18 protein-coding genes and 1 riboswitch are annotated in these 15,656 nt (G+C 69.6%); of the genes, 10 read left to right on the plus strand and 8 right to left on the minus strand.

All coding sequences use genetic code 11. The annotated features are described in order from the left end of the window. The first annotated feature begins 38 nt into the window (after positions 1-38). Together ADK54_RS07110 and ADK54_RS07115 are read left to right on the plus strand one after the other, a co-directional pair. Positions 39-1,193 carry a metallophosphoesterase gene (locus ADK54_RS07110; RefSeq protein WP_053724753.1) on the plus strand — a complete coding sequence of 385 codons (1,155 nt, stop codon included), beginning with the start codon at positions 39-41 and terminating at the stop codon, positions 1,191-1,193. Positions 1,194-1,366: 173 nt separating this feature from the next. Next, the gene (locus ADK54_RS07115; protein ID WP_053724676.1) at positions 1,367-2,212 is read left to right on the plus strand and encodes a hypothetical protein; all 846 of its coding nucleotides are present in this window, start codon (positions 1,367-1,369) and stop codon (positions 2,210-2,212) included. A gap of 63 nt (positions 2,213-2,275) precedes the next feature. Here ADK54_RS07115 and thiC read toward each other — a convergent pair whose 3' ends face one another. Continuing rightward, a complete protein-coding gene (gene thiC, locus ADK54_RS07120) occupies positions 2,276-4,054 on the minus strand; it encodes a phosphomethylpyrimidine synthase ThiC (protein ID WP_053724677.1) in 1,779 nt (592 codons plus the stop codon). Then, positions 4,047-4,181: riboswitch (TPP riboswitch) on the minus strand. (Overlaps the previous gene by 8 nt.) A 71-nt stretch (positions 4,182-4,252) precedes the next feature. Here thiC and ADK54_RS07125 point away from each other — a divergent pair. Further along, positions 4,253-5,599, plus strand: coding sequence for a YibE/F family protein (locus ADK54_RS07125; RefSeq protein ID WP_053724678.1), 1,347 nt, complete (start codon positions 4,253-4,255; stop codon positions 5,597-5,599). A 4-nt stretch (positions 5,600-5,603) separates the two neighbouring features. Here ADK54_RS07125 and ADK54_RS07130 read toward each other — a convergent pair whose 3' ends face one another. From ADK54_RS07130 to ADK54_RS07145, 4 genes are all read right to left on the minus strand, one after another. Then, positions 5,604-6,038 (minus strand): SsgA family sporulation/cell division regulator, encoded by a 435-nt coding sequence (locus ADK54_RS07130; RefSeq protein ID WP_053724679.1) that lies wholly within the window; start codon positions 6,036-6,038, stop codon positions 5,604-5,606. 102 nt (positions 6,039-6,140) lie between these two features. Next, the gene (locus tag ADK54_RS07135; protein WP_078966177.1) at positions 6,141-6,911 is read right to left on the minus strand and encodes an IclR family transcriptional regulator; all 771 of its coding nucleotides are present in this window, start codon (positions 6,909-6,911) and stop codon (positions 6,141-6,143) included. A 318-nt stretch (positions 6,912-7,229) separates the two neighbouring features. Next, positions 7,230-7,451, minus strand: coding sequence for a DUF5326 family protein (locus tag ADK54_RS07140; RefSeq protein WP_053724680.1), 222 nt, complete (start codon positions 7,449-7,451; stop codon positions 7,230-7,232). Between the two features lie 151 nt (positions 7,452-7,602). Then, positions 7,603-7,920, minus strand: a complete 318-nt coding sequence (locus ADK54_RS07145) for a cupin domain-containing protein (protein ID WP_053724755.1) — start codon at positions 7,918-7,920, stop codon at positions 7,603-7,605. Between the two features lie 49 nt (positions 7,921-7,969). Here ADK54_RS07145 and ADK54_RS07150 point away from each other — a divergent pair, with 49 nt between their 5' ends. The 5 genes from ADK54_RS07150 (at position 7,970) to ADK54_RS07170 (ending at position 11,670) form a co-directional block, all read left to right on the plus strand. Continuing rightward, the gene (locus ADK54_RS07150) at positions 7,970-8,350 is read left to right on the plus strand and encodes a phage holin family protein (RefSeq protein WP_053724681.1); all 381 of its coding nucleotides are present in this window, start codon (positions 7,970-7,972) and stop codon (positions 8,348-8,350) included. Between the two features lie 3 nt (positions 8,351-8,353). Then, positions 8,354-8,848: a low molecular weight protein-tyrosine-phosphatase gene (locus ADK54_RS07155; protein WP_053724682.1), complete on the plus strand. Its 495-nt coding sequence runs from the start codon at positions 8,354-8,356 to the stop codon at positions 8,846-8,848. Beyond that, on the plus strand, positions 8,845-9,969 hold the full coding sequence (locus ADK54_RS07160; protein ID WP_053724683.1) for a cystathionine gamma-lyase: 1,125 nt from the start codon (positions 8,845-8,847) through the stop codon (positions 9,967-9,969). Before ADK54_RS07155 ends, ADK54_RS07160 begins: the two co-directional genes overlap by 4 nt. Positions 9,970-10,231: 262 nt before the next feature. After that, complete coding sequence (locus tag ADK54_RS07165; protein WP_053724684.1) at positions 10,232-11,128, plus strand: LysR family transcriptional regulator; 897 nt, start codon at positions 10,232-10,234, stop codon at positions 11,126-11,128. 59 nt (positions 11,129-11,187) lie between these two features. Next, on the plus strand, positions 11,188-11,670 hold the full coding sequence (locus ADK54_RS07170; protein WP_053724685.1) for an NUDIX domain-containing protein: 483 nt from the start codon (positions 11,188-11,190) through the stop codon (positions 11,668-11,670). Positions 11,671-11,680: 10 nt separating this feature from the next. Here ADK54_RS07170 and ADK54_RS07175 read toward each other — a convergent pair whose 3' ends face one another. After that, entirely contained in the window at positions 11,681-12,313 is a 633-nt protein-coding gene (locus ADK54_RS07175; protein ID WP_053724686.1) for an HAD family hydrolase, read from the minus strand. A 131-nt stretch (positions 12,314-12,444) separates the two neighbouring features. Here ADK54_RS07175 and ADK54_RS07180 point away from each other — a divergent pair, with 131 nt between their 5' ends. Together ADK54_RS07180 and ADK54_RS07185 are read left to right on the plus strand one after the other, a co-directional pair. Then, a complete protein-coding gene (locus tag ADK54_RS07180) occupies positions 12,445-12,966 on the plus strand; it encodes a hypothetical protein (RefSeq protein WP_053724687.1) in 522 nt (173 codons plus the stop codon). Between the two features lie 5 nt (positions 12,967-12,971). Continuing rightward, a complete protein-coding gene (locus tag ADK54_RS07185) occupies positions 12,972-13,826 on the plus strand; it encodes a GNAT family N-acetyltransferase (RefSeq protein ID WP_053724688.1) in 855 nt (284 codons plus the stop codon). Positions 13,827-13,903: 77 nt separating this feature from the next. On the opposite strand, the gene ADK54_RS07190 is transcribed toward ADK54_RS07185, so the two are convergent. Continuing rightward, positions 13,904-14,335 carry a GlcG/HbpS family heme-binding protein gene (locus ADK54_RS07190; protein ID WP_053724689.1) on the minus strand — a complete coding sequence of 144 codons (432 nt, stop codon included), beginning with the start codon at positions 14,333-14,335 and terminating at the stop codon, positions 13,904-13,906. A gap of 35 nt (positions 14,336-14,370) precedes the next feature. Further along, a complete protein-coding gene (locus ADK54_RS07195; protein ID WP_053724690.1) occupies positions 14,371-15,582 on the minus strand; it encodes an MFS transporter in 1,212 nt (403 codons plus the stop codon). Positions 15,583-15,656: the final 74 nt, after the last annotated feature.

Below are 15,656 nucleotides of genomic sequence, written 5' to 3' on the forward strand. Positions count from 1 at the left end.
CCACGGTGTACGGCGGCGCGACGGTGGTGGAGGGGTCGATGACTCAGGGGGCCGGTCAGGGACCCGTGCGGACGGAGACGTTGCGTGATTTCCGGGTGCCGCCGTACGCGCAACAGACCCCCGTGCCACCGCCGGAGGAACCTCTGGAGCGGCCGGAGCCGGGCGTGCACGTCTTCCGCCAGGAGCCGCCGACCGGTCACCCGGAAGCACCCGCGCCCTTCGCGTCCGCTCCGGAGCCCGGCGTGACCACCTATTCGGATGACGAGCCCCCCGAGGGCTACACGCCGACCGCGCGCGACCTCCCGGTGATCCACCGGGGGGACACCGTCAAGCTGCCGACGGTCGAACCCGTCGCCCCCGAGGCGTCCGAGGGCCCCGGCCCGCTGTACGTCGTCGGCGACGTGCACGGCTACCTCGACGAACTCCTGGCCGCCCTGCGCGAGCAGGGCCTCATCGACGAGTCCGGCAACTGGGCCGCGGGCACCGCCCGCCTCTGGTTCCTCGGCGACTTCACCGACCGGGGCCCCGACGGCATCGGCGTCATCGACCTGGTCATGCGGCTGTCCGCCGAGGCCGCGGCCGCCGGCGGCTACTGCAAGGCCCTCATGGGCAACCACGAACTGCTGCTCATCGGCGCCAAGCGGTTCGCGGACACCCCGGTCAACTCCGGTGCGGGCACCGCCACCTTCCAGGCCGCCTGGCTGCTCAACGGCGGCCAGAAGGCCGACATGGACCGGCTCCAGGACGTACACCTGCAGTGGATGTCCCGGCTCGACGCCATCGAGCAGGAGGACGACCACCTGCTCATGCACTCCGACACAACCGCCTATCTGGATTACGGCGACTCCATCGAGGCGGTCAACGACACCGTCCACGCCATCCTCAACCGGGGCGACGCCGACGAGTGCTGGGACCTGTTCCGCAAGTTCACCAAGCGCTTCGCCTTCCGTGACGAATCGGGCCCGCAGGCCGCCCGCGAGCTGCTCTCGGCGTACGGCGGGCAGCGGGTCGTGCACGGCCACAGTCCCATTCCGTATCTGCTCGGCGAGGTCGGCACGGAGGACGGCGAGGAGGACTCGCGCCCGGTGGTCGACGGTCCGCACGTGTACGCCGACGGTCTTGCCATCGCCATGGACGGCGGCGTGACCATGGCCGGAAAACTGCTGGTCCAGCAACTTCCGCTGCATGACTGACGGTTGACCGGGAAGGCGTTCTGCAAAGCGCCGGGTATGCCATTTCCGGAAACACCCTGTCACCCCGTGCCGTAGCGGCTCTACCATCGGGTTATCCGTAGCAGGCTCTCCTCCGTTTCCGCCCAACTGCCCGTTCATCAGGCGGGCTTCCCGGCCCTACGGAGCATCGGGGGATGCACATGAACAGCGCTCCACACCTGCTCGCCGAGGACCGCCCGGAGTTCGAGCGGATTCTCGACGAGGCACTGCGCACCGCGCATGAACGGCCCGAGCTGTCCGGTATCGGCGACCGCCTCAACGCCGTGCAACTGCGCACCATGGTGCTCGCCGCCGGTACGTTCGTCACCGAGCGGGCCGCCGCCGAGTACGAGAACTACGTCAAGGCGCGCGAAGAACTGCGCTCGCCCTCCGGGGCCGCCGCGCGCGACACCGTCCTCGCCTCCACCGACGGCGTGGGCCTGGAGCCCTCGGGCGCGGGCATCGGCGCGGTCGTCGCCGTGCTCGCCCCGGTGCTCGCCGGGACCGCCGCCGCGATCTTCCTGCTGGTCGGCTACATCCTGAAGATGCTCAACCCGGTGCCGGCCTTCGCCGACACCATGCTGACGGCGGGCTGGTTCTTCGGCGCGCTGACCGCCGCCGCGATACTCGCCGCCGCCGTCGGACTGCTGATCACCGCGGTGCGCAACGGCGCGACACAGGTCGTGGCCATCGACGAGGAGAGCGAGGCGGACGCCCCCGACGAGCGCACCCAGGAGTTCGCCCGCGCCCGCGAGGCCTGGCGCCATGCCCTGCTCGAACGCGGCATCTACCCGTTCCTGCGCGACGCGCTGGCCGACCCGAGCGTCGATCCCGGCGCCCCGGCCCCGCGCCGCCCGATCGGCCGCATCCCCACCCTCGGCTACGACCGCCCGGGCTTCGACAGCCCCGACGAGGGCGGCTCCCCCACCAGCCACCCCAGCTTCACCAGCCCGGACTTCACCAGCCCCGACTTCGGGGGCCCCGAGCACCAGCCGGACTAGGCCGTGGGGCGGCGCCGCTCCGGGAGCCGGTCGCTCCCGGGGCAGCGCGAAGACCGCATCGCCTCAGTCGGCGATCGGCAGATAGACCCGGTTGCCCGCGTCCGCGAACTCCTTGGACTTCTCCGCCATCCCGGCCTCGATCTCCTCGGACTTCAGGTCGCCGCCGTGCTCACGCCGGATGTCCTGGGAGATCTTCATCGAGCAGAACTTCGGGCCGCACATCGAGCAGAAGTGCGCGGTCTTGGCCGGCTCCGCGGGCAGCGTCTCGTCGTGGAACTCCCGGGCGGTGTCCGGGTCGAGGGCCAGGTTGAACTGGTCCTCCCAGCGGAACTCGAACCGGGCGTCCGAGAGCGCGTCGTCCCACTCCTGCGCGCCCGGGTGCCCCTTGGCCAGGTCCGCCGCGTGTGCGGCGATCTTGTACGTGATGACGCCGGTCTTCACGTCATCGCGGTTGGGCAGGCCGAGGTGCTCCTTGGGCGTGACGTAGCAGAGCATCGCGGTGCCCCACCAGGCGATCATCGCCGCACCGATGCCGGAGGTGATGTGGTCGTAGGCGGGCGCCACATCGGTGGTCAGCGGCCCCAGGGTGTAGAACGGGGCCTCCTCGCAGATCTCCTGCTGGAGGTCGATGTTCTCCTTGATCTTGTGCATCGGGACGTGTCCCGGGCCCTCGATCATCGTCTGTACGTTGTGACGCTTGGCGATCGTGTTGAGTTCCCCGAGCGTGCGCAGCTCCGCGAACTGGGCCTCGTCGTTGGCGTCCGCGATGGAGCCGGGGCGCAGGCCGTCGCCGAGCGAGTACGTGACGTCGTACGCCGCGAGGATCTCGCAGAGCTCCTCGAAGTTCTCGTACAGGAACGATTCCTTGTGGTGCGCCAGGCACCAGGCGGCCATGATCGAACCACCGCGCGAGACGATGCCGGTCTTGCGGCGGGCGGTCAGCGGCACGTACCGCAGCAGCACGCCGGCGTGGACCGTCATGTAGTCGACGCCCTGCTCGGCCTGTTCGATGACCGTGTCCTTGTAGATGTCCCAGGTCAGCTCCTCGGCGCGGCCGTCGACCTTCTCCAGGGCCTGGTACAGCGGCACCGTGCCGATGGGGACGGGGGAGTTGCGCAGGACCCACTCACGGGTGGTGTGGATGTTGCGGCCCGTGGAGAGGTCCATGACCGTGTCCGCGCCCCACTTGGTGGCCCACGTCATCTTGTCGACCTCCTCCTCGATGGAGGAGGTGACCGCGGAGTTGCCGATGTTGGCGTTGACCTTCACCAGGAATCGCTTGCCGATGATCATCGGCTCGATCTCGGGGTGGTTGATGTTGGCGGGCAGCACGGCGCGGCCCGCCGCGATCTCCTCGCGGACGACCTCGGGGGAGACGTTCTCGCGGATCGCGACGTACTCCATCTCCGGGGTGATCTCGCCGCGGCGCGCGTACGCGAGCTGGGTGACGGCCTGGCCGCCGCGGCCCCGGCGGGGCTGGCGCGGGCGGCCCGGGAAGACTGCGTCGAGGTTCTTGAGGCCCCCGCGCGGCGAGGTGTGCTTGATGCCGTCGTCTTCGGGGCGGACCGGCCGGCCCGCGTACTCCTCGGTGTCGCCGCGCCCGATGATCCAGTTCTCCCGGAGCGGGGCGAGACCGCGGCGGACGTCGGTCTCGACGTTCGGGTCGGTGTACGGCCCCGACGTGTCGTACAGCGTCACGGCCTTGCCGTTGGTGAGGTGCACCTGGCGGACCGGCACCCGGAGGTCGGGGCGCGAACCCTCCACGTACCCCTTGTGCCAGCCGATGGACTTCCCGCTCTCCTCAGTGCTGGAGGCAGGCGTGCGTGCATCCTGAATGGTCATGAGACCTACTCCCTACGCCGGCATTACCCGGTAACAGGTTCGGCGGTCGGCGCAGCGATTCCCGTACGGTTCGTACGGATTTCAGCGCCCTCTCAGCCCGGTGCTCCGAGCTCCCGCGTGTGCAAAGGTGTCACCACGCTAGCGTCATCACTGGCGCGCTGAACAGAGGGCCCCCTCGGTTCTTGCGATGATCGGGCGGTGACCTCACCAGAACCGCACCTTCCGCGACAGCACGGCGGACACGGCCACGGGCACGGCCACTCGCACAGCCACGGCCCCGCGGCCCCCGTCTCCAAGCACCTGCGCAAAGTCATCGCCGCGGTGCTGATTCCTTTCTCCACAGCGGTACTTGTGGGGCTCGTGGTGCTCTGGCCGGGCGGCGCCCCCTCGCACCAGCGCACCGGCGTCGGCTTCGACCGCCAGACCCAGCAGGCCAAGGTCATCAAAGTGGACAAGGTGGACTGCAAGTCGGTCAACGCCGGTCAGACTCCGTCGAACGGAGACACCTCCACCGCCGAGGGGCAGCAGGCCAGGAACGCTCAGCAGGGGCTGTGCGGAAAGGCCACGGTCGAGGTCACCTCGGGCAAGGAGAAGGGCCGCACCTTCACCGAGATCGTCCAGCCCGACTCGCCCCGCCAGCTGCACACGGGCCAGGGCGTGATCGTCGCGTACGCCCCCGACGCACCCCATGACCTGCAGTATTCGGTGACCGACGTGAACCGCAAGGTCCCCATGGCGCTGCTCGCCGGGATCTTCGCGCTCGCCGTCGTGGTCGTCGGCCGGCTGCGCGGGGTGATGGCGCTGGTCGCCCTGGTGGTCTCGTTCGCCATCCTGACGCTGTTCATCCTCCCGGCGGTGCTGCAGGGCTCCAATCCGCTGCTCGTGGCGGTGGTCGGGGCGAGCGCCATCATGCTGATCGCGCTCTACATGTGCCACGGCCTGTCCGCACGCACCTCCGTCGCCGTCCTCGGCACCCTCGTCTCGCTGATGCTGATCGGGCTGCTCGGCTCGCTCTTCATCGGCTGGGCCTCGCTCACCGGCAACACCGACGACAACACCGGCCTGATCCACGGCCTCTACCCGAACATCGACATGTCCGGCCTGCTGCTCGCCGGCGTCATCATCGGCTCGCTCGGCGTGCTCGACGATGTGACGGTCACTCAGACATCGGCGGTGTGGGAACTGCACGAGGCGAACCCGACGATGGGCCCGCGCGGCCTGTACCGGGCGGGCATCCGGATCGGCCGCGACCACATCGCCTCGGTGGTCAACACCCTGGTGCTCGCCTACGCGGGCGCCGCGCTGCCCCTGTTGCTGCTGTTCTCGATCGCGCAGAGCAGCGTGGGCACGGTGGCCAACAGCGAGCTGGTCGCCGAGGAGATCGTCCGCACGCTGGTCGGGTCGATCGGCCTGGTCGCCTCGGTGCCGTTGACCACGGCACTCGCCGCCCTGGTGGTGTCCGCGGACCGGCCGGCCGCCGAGGCCCGCCCGTCCCAACGCCTCAGTCCGGTGCGCGGCGGAGGCGGCCACCGCCGCAAGAAGTAGCCGGTCAGCCTGCGTTCTCCTCGGCGAGGATCCGCCCGAGCGCGTCCTCCAGGTGCTCGTCGAACTCTCCGAGCGTCCATTCCTGGCCCAGCGGTACGAGCTTGTCGGTGCGGTCGAGGAAGGCCACCAGGGGCGCGGCGCCGGCCCGGAAGACGGCGCGGTCGTCGCCCACCCGGAGCCGGATGTGCACATCGGAAAGCTCCTCGGGCTCGCTGGGCTCTACCCGCACATCACCGTCCCCGGCAGGCCCGTTGATGCCGTCGAGCAGCAGCTCACGGCCGAATGCCCAGGTGACGGGCGCGTCGCCGGGAAGGTGGAAGGTCATGCGCACCGCGTAAGGATCGATCGCCTCGTACGTCAGCTCCACCGGGATCCGGAAGGAAAGCTCCTCGGAGACGAGGAAGCTCATCATCACTTCTGCCTGAACCGATTCACGCATCTCATGAACCCCGCTTTAGCCGGAACTGGCCAGGAATGATCCCCCATGGCCCTCTTGACGCAATCGTGCTGGAAGCAGTAGCAGATCACAAGGAGTGAGTTTTCAGATACTGATAGAGAACACGCCCGAACGAAGGAGGCTTCCCACTTCGCCGCGCAGCCGCTCAATGGCGGGCAGTAGGCGTTCTTGCTGGTCAAGGGGTACGGAAATGGCCATGGTCGCGGCGCCGGAGCCGACCGTGACGGGGATGGCCGCGCAGACCGTACCCAGGGCGTACTCCTGCCGTTCGACGACGGGTTGCATACGCTCCGTAGCCGCCAGCCGGTCCGAAAGGGCGCGCCGGTCCCGCACGGTGTAGGGCGTGATCGCCTCGACCGGGTGCCGGTCCAGGTAGTCCTCGCGGGTGCGTTCGTCGAGCTGGCCGAGCAGGCACTGGCCGATCGCGTGGGCGTGCCCGGTCTCGCGGAAGTCGGCCCACTCCTCGACGGCGGGCACGGCAGGGGTGTCGGCAACACCGGCGACCTCGATCTCACCCTCGCGATAAACGGCGAAGTAGACGGGCACCCCAATGGAGTCCCGCCAGCGGGCCAGCGATTTGATGATCTTGCTGCGACGATTCTGCAGGGCTCCGCCGCTCGCCAGCCGCTCGGCCGCCGGGCCGAAGACGAAGACCCCGTTCTCGCGCTGCAGATAGCCCTCGTGGGTCAGGGTCCGCAGCAGGTGGTACGCGGTGGGCAGGGGCAGTCCGGCCTCGCGCGCCAGCTGTTTGGCGGGGGCGCCGTCCGCGTGGGAGCCCACTGCTTCCAGTAGGCGCAGGGCCCGCTGGACCGAGCCGATCAGGGTAGGAACGGCGGCATTCGAAGCCGTTGCCACAGGTCACCCCCAGGCGTGCCGACGGGCAGCACGCCCGCCCGCGGGGGCCACCCCCGCGCGCCCGCCGCGGTCCCCGGGGGCGTCGGCACGGGCCGGTCGGACCGGCACTCGGATGCGGTCAGGACCCGTGGCTCCCAAGGGGCGGCAGAGGCTTGCCACTCTAATGGCCGACCTCGTGACGGAAGGGGGTTTGGCCAGGTCCGTTCCCCCGGCCGGGCTAATCCCCCCACGCCCCGGACACGGCTCGCCGCATCCGTCCGGGCCTTGGTCCCGCCCGGTGCGGGTCCGGGCGGAATGATGTGTTCCGCCCGGGCCCGGCTACCAGTCGCTGTGCGAGGAGGACGAGGACGACATGAACCTGCGCACCAGGTAGATCAGTCCGCCGACCAGGGCCACGAAGACCAGGACCTTGAAGAGCAGCCCGAACAGGAAGCCCACCACGCTCGCGATCAAGCCGCCGAACACGACCAGGGCGATGACAGGCACGGCGACCCACTTCACCCACCAGGGCATCCCCGCGAATATCTGCCGTGCGGCCATCGTCCTTACCTCTTTCTGTCGGCATTTCTGTCAGTTCACGAGTTCTGTGCTTTCGACACTCTCGATGCTAGGGGCGAGAGAGTGCCGAGCGGGGCCGTCGCAGCCCTTGAACTCCCCTGACCGAACCCCTAGGGAGAATCGGGGGCGACCCTCACCTCTCGGGCGGAGAGAAGACGACCAGAACCCTCAAATCCTCGGTGATGTGATGGAACTTGTGCGCCACCCCGGCCGGCACATAGACCACGCTGCCCCGCGCGACCTGCGTCGTCTCCAGGCCCACGGTGATCGAGGCGCGGCCGCTGACCACGAAGTAGATCTCGTCCTGGGCGTGCGGGGACTGAGGGTCGTGCGCGCCGGCGTCCAGGGCGTAGAGCCCCGCCGACATGTTCCGCTCGCGCAGAAACTGCAGATACGCCCCGTCGTTGGCGGCCCGCTCCGCCTCCAACTCGTCGAGCCGGAAATCTTTCATCGCTTCTGCCCCTGCGCTTGTGCCGATCAGGTCTGCCACGATCAGACCCATGAAGAATTTCGTAGTCAAGACGATCGCCAACGCGGCCGCTCTGGCGGTCGCCATCTGGCTGGTGAAGAACATCACTCTGACCGGTGACAACACCGGCAAGAAGGCGCTGACGCTGGTTCTGGTCGCGCTGGTCTTCGGCGTGGTGAATTTCGTCGTGAAGCCCGTCGTGAAGTTCCTGTCGTTCCCCCTGTTCATCCTCACGCTCGGCCTGATCACGTTGGTGATCAACGCGTTGATGCTGCTCCTCACCTCGTGGCTCGCCGACAAGCTGAACCTCAGCTTCCACGTCGAGGGCTTCTGGACCGCCGTGGTCGGCGCCCTGATCATCTCGGTCGTGTCCTGGGCGATGCACGTCGTCCTGCCCGACGGCAAGGACTGAGCGTTGGCCACCCCCTATTCCGTCTGCTTCGTCTGCACGGGCAACATCTGCCGCTCGCCGATCGCCGAATCCGTCTTCCGGGCCCAGGTGGCGCGGGCCGGGCTCACGGGCCTGGTCTCGGTGGAGAGCGCGGGCACCGGAGGCTGGCACGAGGGCGACCCCGCCGACCCGCGCACCGTCTCGGTTCTCGACGAGCACGGTTATGAAACGTCCCACACGGCACGGCAGTTCCACGCCTCCTGGTTCTCCCGGCTCGATCTCGTGATCGCGCTCGACGAGGGCCACCTGCGGGAGCTGCGCCGCCTCGCACCGACCCGGGCCGAGGCCACCAAGGTGAGGCTGCTGCGCTCGTACGACCCCAATGCGGCCGGGGACCTGGAAGTTCCCGATCCGTACTACGGCGGCCGTGAAGGTTTCGAGGACTGTCTGGAGATGGCGGAGGCAGCGAGCGAGGGCCTGCTCGACGCCGTCCGCAATGAAATGGAGCGTGCGGCATGACAGGTGAGGGCACTCGATCGGTACGCGCCGGTCTTCCCGAGCCGGTGGCCTTTGAGCCCACCCTGCCCGGGCCGGTGTTCGCCGCCCACTTCCATCTGCCCGGCGAGGCGACCGGACCGTACAGCTACGGCCGCGACACCAATCCGACGTGGACCCATCTGGAGCGGGCCATAGCCGAGTTGGAGTCGCCCGACGAGAGCGCCGAGGCGATCGTCTTCGCCTCCGGGATGGCGGCGATCTCGGCCGTGCTGCTCTCCCAGGCGCGCTCCGGCGACACGGTGGTCCTGCCGGACGACGGCTATCAGGCCCTGCCGCTGGTCCGCGAGCAGTTGGAGGCGTACGGCATCGAGGTGCGCACCGCGCCGACGGCCGGCGATGCCCAACTGGCCCACCTGGACGGCGCGAAGCTGCTCTGGATCGAGACCCCCTCCAATCCGGGGCTCGATGTGTGCGACGTACGCCGTCTCGCACGGGCCGCGCACGACGCGGGCGCGCTGGTGGCGGTCGACAACACGCTGGCCACGCCGCTCGGGCAGCGTCCCCTCGAACTCGGCGCGGACTTCGCGGTCGCCAGCGGCACCAAGGGCCTGACCGGGCACGGCGATCTTCTGCTCGGCTATGTGGTGTGCCGCGATCCAAACCTCGCCGCACGGGTACGCACGTGGCGCAAGGTCGTCGGAGCGATCCCCGGCCCGATGGAGGCATGGCTGGCCCACCGCTCCCTCGCGACACTGCACCTGCGCGCCGAGCGGCAGGCCGCGAACGCCCTGGCCCTGGCCGAGGCACTGGCCAAGCGCGGCGAGGTGACGGGCCTGCGCTACCCGGGCCTGCTTTCGGACCCCTCCCACCGCCTGGCCTCGGCACAGATGCGGCGCTTCGGCTGCGTGGTCTCCTTCGACCTCCCCGACCGCGCCTTCGCTGAACGCTTCCTTGCGTCACTGAGCCTGGTCGACGACGCCACGAGTTTCGGCAGCGTCCGCTCCACGGCCGAACGCCGCGGCCGCTGGGGCGGCGACGCGGTGTCCGAGGGCTTCATCCGCTTCTCGGTCGGCGCGGAGGACGCCCCGGATCTGATCGCGGACGTGGAACGCGCGCTGGACGAGGCGGGGGCGGCGGGGTGAGACCGCCCGGGTCTGCCCAAAGGCGTTCCGTGAAGCCCTCTGCAAGGAACCCGCAGCCAGATCCCCTACGCAAGACGGACGGTCCGAGCCTCCCCCCTCATGGCTCGGACCGCCCCGGTTCTCGCGCGCCAAGAACCGCTCGGACAAGGCTAGTTGACTCTGCGTCAGTGTCCAATCACGGTAGCGACAGAGACCTATCGACATATTTATAGTTGTGTCCGGCCGGGGACGTCGTGAGGCAGTTCAGGACGGAGGGCACAGCATGGATCTTGCCCTGCTGCGTACGTTCGTCACCGTGCACCGGGCCGGCTCCTTCACCCGCGCCGCGGCGCTGCTCGGGCTCTCGCAGCCCGCGGTGACCAGCCAGATACGCACCCTGGAGCGGCAGTTGGGCCGCCCGCTCTTCCTGCGTCAGGCGCGCGGGGTGACTCCGACGACCATCGGTGACGAGCTGGCCCAGCGGGCCGCGCCGCACCTGGACGCGCTCGTCGAGATCGCCGAGGCCGGCCTCAGCGAGGAGCCGGGCCTGCGCACCCTGCACGTGGCCGGTCCGCCGGAGTTCACCTCGCTGCGCGCGCTGCCCGCGCTCACCCGGCTCCTCCCGCAGGGCCTCGCGCTGCGGGCCTCCTTCGGCAATGCCGAGGAGACCCTGGAGGGCCTGGCCGCCGGACATCACGATCTGGCCATCACCACCGCCCGTCCGCGCGGCCGGCTGCTGTCCTCGACTCCGCTGTGCGACGAGGAACACGTGCTGGTCGCCGGGGTGCGCTGGGCGGCACGGCTCGCCCCGGGCGCGCTGCGCCACGGCGGGGCCGAGATCCTGGAGCCCATACCGGTCGTGGAGGTCCACGAGTCGCTGCCGCTGGTGACGCGCTACTGGGCGTCGGTGTTCGACGCCAAACCGGCCGCCGCGGGCGCGGTCGTCGCCCCCGACCTACGGGCGGTCCTGGCTGCCGTCGCGGCCGGAGCGGGCCTCGCGGTGCTGCCGCGCTACCTGTGCGAGACGGCCCTGGAGGAGGGCCAGGTGGTGGCACTCCTCGACCCTCCGGTGCCGCCGCTGCGCACCTATTTCCTCGCGGTGCGCACCGGCACACTCGGCTTCGCGCACATCGCGCGGGCGCAGGAATGGCTGCTGCGCGCTGCGGTCGACTGGGCCTGAGAAGCGGCGGGGGAGGCGCGGGGAGTTTCGCAGGGGCCCCTTCGGGCCACATTTCTCCCATGACCGTACGTCCAGTGGTCAAGCGCACCGCACGAGCCGTTCTGCTCGACGGCGACGACCTGATTCTGATCAAGCGCACCAAACCCGGCATGGATCCGTACTGGCTCACCCCAGGGGGCGGCGTCGAACCCGAGGACTCCACCGTCGTCGAGGCCCTGCACCGCGAGGTGCACGAGGAACTCGGCGCGAAGATCACCGACGTGGTGCCCTGCTTCGTCGACACCGTCGAGCACATCGGGGCCGACGGAGGCGCGACCGGCGTGAAGGTGCAGCACTTCTTCGTCTGCCGCCTCGACTCCATGGACCCCTCTCTGCGGCACGGCCCCGAGATCGAGGAGCCCTGCGGGGAGTACGAGATCGTCCGCATCCCGTTCACCCGCGTCGGTATCGCCTCGGTGCACCTCGTCCCGCTGTCCCTCAGGCACTACCTGGACGGCAACATCGAGGGCGTGCGGGCCATGCACGCACCCGACCTGGGCTAGCCACGTCCGCTCACCCCACGGCGCGCACCAGCGCGTAGGCCTCGCGCAGGTCGCCGCCCGCGTACGTGTGCGTGGCGAGGCCCGCGAGATGGTGGTCCGCGTTCACCGCGACCGACACGGGCACCGCCGTGAAGAGGTCCACGTCGGACATCGAGTCCCCGTACGCCACACAGTTCCGCGGGCCGACGCCGAATTCGGCGCACAGCCGGTTCATGACGCTCACCTTGGCGGCTGGGCTGAGAATCCCGGCCGGGTCCACGGGACGCGTGAACGGCACGTCCGGGAAGACAGAGCCATGGGCGGCGTGGGCGCCCCAGGCGAGCAACCGCTGCACGAAGAAGGACGGGGAAAGCGAGATGACGGCGCAGTAGTCGCCCCGCTCACGGATCTCCTGCCAGACGTCCTGGATTCCAATGAGCCAGGGAGCGGTCGCGAAGGCGGCCGCCACATGCACCTCGGTGAGCCCGGACCACAGAGCGTGCACGCGCACCGCGTACTCGGGCGGCCCGATCCGGCCCGTGGACAGCTCCCGCTCCAGCTCGCCGATCTCGCTGAGCAGTCCGAGCTGCCGGGATATCTCGACCGGTGCGGCGGAGCCTCGCATGAGCGTTCCGTCGAGGTCGAAGAGGTGAAGTGTCGCCATGTACGCCGAGGCTAGTACGTGGGGTTACTCCCCCTGTCGGACGCCTGACGTGTGCCCGCACCGGCACGCTGTTTCACGTGAAACATCCTTCTCGCCCCGTATCCGGCCGCACGAGCCTCACGCCGTTTCACGTGAAACATCTCCGGCGGCCCGTCCGTCGCGGCTGGCTGGTGGCTCATGTCGCGGTCTCCGTGAGCTGGCTGGGCCTGACCATCGGGCTGCTCGCGCTCGGCATCACCGCCTACACCACGGACTCCGCCACCATGACCGAGGCCGCGTACCACGCCATGAAGGTCTTCGGTGACTGGCTGGTGCTGCCCATTGCCCTGCTGACATTGGGTACCGGCGTCGTGCTGTCTCTGGGCACCCGGTGGGGGCTCGCCCGGCACCGCTGGGTCTGGATCAAGTTCTGGCTGACCTTGATCACTCTCTGTCTGTCGGCCTTCTTGCTGCGGCCCGAGATCAACAGTGCGGCCGCGGCCGGCCTGCCCGACACCAGCCTGGTGGCCGCCCCGGTCATCTCCTCCAGCGCGTACTTCTTCATGACGGCGATCTCAGTGCTCAAGCCGTGGGGGCTGACGAAGCGTGGCCGGAAGTACCGTGCCGAGAACCGGAAAACGGTGGACGCCGCACCGGTGCGTCAGACAACCTGACCCACATGCTCTCACCGCTCGCCGAGCTCCCCCTGCGCCGCCTGACCACCGAAGACCTCATCGCCTGCGCCGACCTCTCCGAGGACCGGGGCTGGCCACGTGAGGAGCACAAGTGGGGACTCCTGCTCGCGGCGGGCACCGGATACGGGATCGACGCCCCGGACGGCAAGGGCCTGGTCACCGCGTGCGTCGTCACCTCGTACGGTCCGGGTCTCGCGGCCATCGGCATGGTTCTGGTGGCCGAGCGCTTCGCCCGGCAGGGCGTCGGACGCCGTCTGATGAAGCACGTGCTGCGGGAGCTGGAGGGCACTCCGCTCACCCTGCACGCCACCCCGAACGGGCGCCCGCTGTACGAGGAGCTCGGCTTCGAGGCGACCGGGCGCGCCGAGATGGTCAGGGGTCATTTCCGGCCGTCCGGCCCGGCCCCGTCGGTGGCGACCCGCCCCGCGACCGCCGATGACCTTCCCAAGATCCTGCGGCTCGACGCCGAGGTCTTCGGGCAGGACCGCACGCACATGATCACCCGCCTGCCGGCCTTCTGCGACCAGTTGCGGGTCTCGGAGGACTCGGCCGGGCTGACCGGGTTCGCGGCCGCCTGGCCCAACGTGAACACGCATGTGGTGGGCCCACTGATCGCCCGCGACACGGAGACCGCGAAGGCCCTGGTCGCCTCGCTCGCGGCCGGCACCGACCGCCCGCTGCGCACGGATGTCGATGTACGCCACGACGACCTGCTGACCTGGCTGAAGGCCTCGGGCATGGAGCCGGTCGGCTTCAACGCGGTGATGACCTACGGCATCCCGGCTCTCCCGGGCGACTGGACCCGCCGCTTCGCACCCCTGACGGTGGCCGCCGGCTAGCCCTCTGTGCACAGGTAGGAGCCTCCGCCCCCATGTGCCGTGACGCCGCAGGCACTTGAGGACGGACGCAAGGACGATCAACGCCGGGCCAGGGCCTCCGCAGCCGCGTTCGCGAACGCGTGGTCCTGGTCGGGGGCACCGCCACCCACGCCGATCGCGCCGATCAGACGGCCGTCACGGTGAACGGGGACGCCGCCCGCGATGAAGAGGAGCGGCCGGTCGAGGGCAGTCGGCAGGGTGTGGAACAGGCCGCCCGGCTGGACCGCGTCCACCAGGTCGGCGGTCGGGGCGTTCAGCTGGAGCGCCGTGTACGCCTTGCGGGTGCTGGTCTCCCCGGCGATCAGTACGGCCCGGTCGTCCCGGCGGAAGGCGAGCAGATGGCCGCCCGCGTCGAGGACGGTGACCGCGACGGTGGCTCCGGCCGCCTCGGCGGCGGAACGGGCCGCGTCAACGAGGGCTTCCGCGTCCTGGGTGGCGAGCGGGGCTACGGCGACGGTGGTGGTGCTCATGAGGGGTAACTCCTTGACGGTGCTGGACAGTTGACTCAGTGGTGCGCGGCGTGGGCCCGAACCGGCTCGGGAACGGCGCCCGCGACGACCCGGCTGCCCGCGTTCGTACGCCGCTCCAGCGCACTGGAGACGAAGGCGAGCACGACGGCGGACGCGGCGAGTACGGCACCGACCCAGTTGGGGGCGGTGTAGCCGAGGCCGGCCGCGATGACGATGCCGCCGAGCCAGGCGGAGAGCGCGTTGCCGAGGTTGAAGGCGCCGATGTTGACGGCGGAGGCCAGAGTGGGTGCGCCCGCGGCCTGGTCGAGGACGCGCTTTTGCAGCGGGGGCACGGTCGCGAAGCCCAGAGCGCCGATGAGGAAGATCACGACCGCGGACGCGGCCTTGTCGTGGGCGGCCACCGTGAACAGCGCCAGGACCAGGGCGAGCCCGGACAGCGACACGTAGAGCAGCGGCATGAGCGCGCGGTCGGCGAACCGGCCGCCGATGAGGTTTCCGGTGACCATGCCGAGGCCGAAGAGGACGAGCAGCCAGGTGACGGAGGTGTCGGCGTAGCCTGCGACGTTCGTCATCATCGGGGTGATGTAGGTGATCGCGGCGAACACTCCGCCGAAGCCGAGCACGGTCATCGCCATGGCGAGCAGTACCTGTACGTTGCGGAAGGCGGCGATCTCGTGGCGCAGCCGTACGCCCTCGGCTTTCGGCATGTCCGGGACGAGCTTGGCGACGCCGAGCAGGCCCAGCACGCCGAGTGCCGCGACGGCGAAGAACGTCGCACGCCAGCCGACCTGCTGGCCGATGAGTGTGCCGATCGGCACCCCCACGACGTTGGCGACGGTCAGGCCGGTGAACATCATGGCGATCGCCCCGGCCTTCTTCTCGGGGGCGACCAGATCGGCTGCGACGACCGAGCCGATTCCGAAGAACGCGCCGTGCGCGAGGGAGGCGACGAGCCGCCCGGCCAGCATCAGCCCGAAGACGGGCGCGACCGCGGAGAGTACGTTGCCGACGATGAAGAAGCCCATCAGCAGCATCAGCATCCGCTTGCGGGTGATCTTCGTACCCAGGATGGTCATCAGCGGAGCGCCGAGCATCACGCCGACCGCATAGCCGCTGACCAGGTATCCGGCGGTGGGGATGGAGACATCGAAGGTGCCGGCAACCTCGGGGAGCAGCCCCATGATCACAAATTCAGTGGTGCCGATACCGAACGCCCCGATGGCGAGGGCTAGGAGCGCGAGTGGCATGGGATGCCCTTCCAGGAGATTGCGTGAGCGCCTTACGGGCGTCCACAATAATTGCAGACGCGATTAGTTGCAAG

The sequence above is a fragment of the Streptomyces sp. WM6378 genome, assembly GCF_001279695.1.
Taxonomy (GTDB): Bacteria; Actinomycetota; Actinomycetes; order Streptomycetales; family Streptomycetaceae; genus Streptomyces.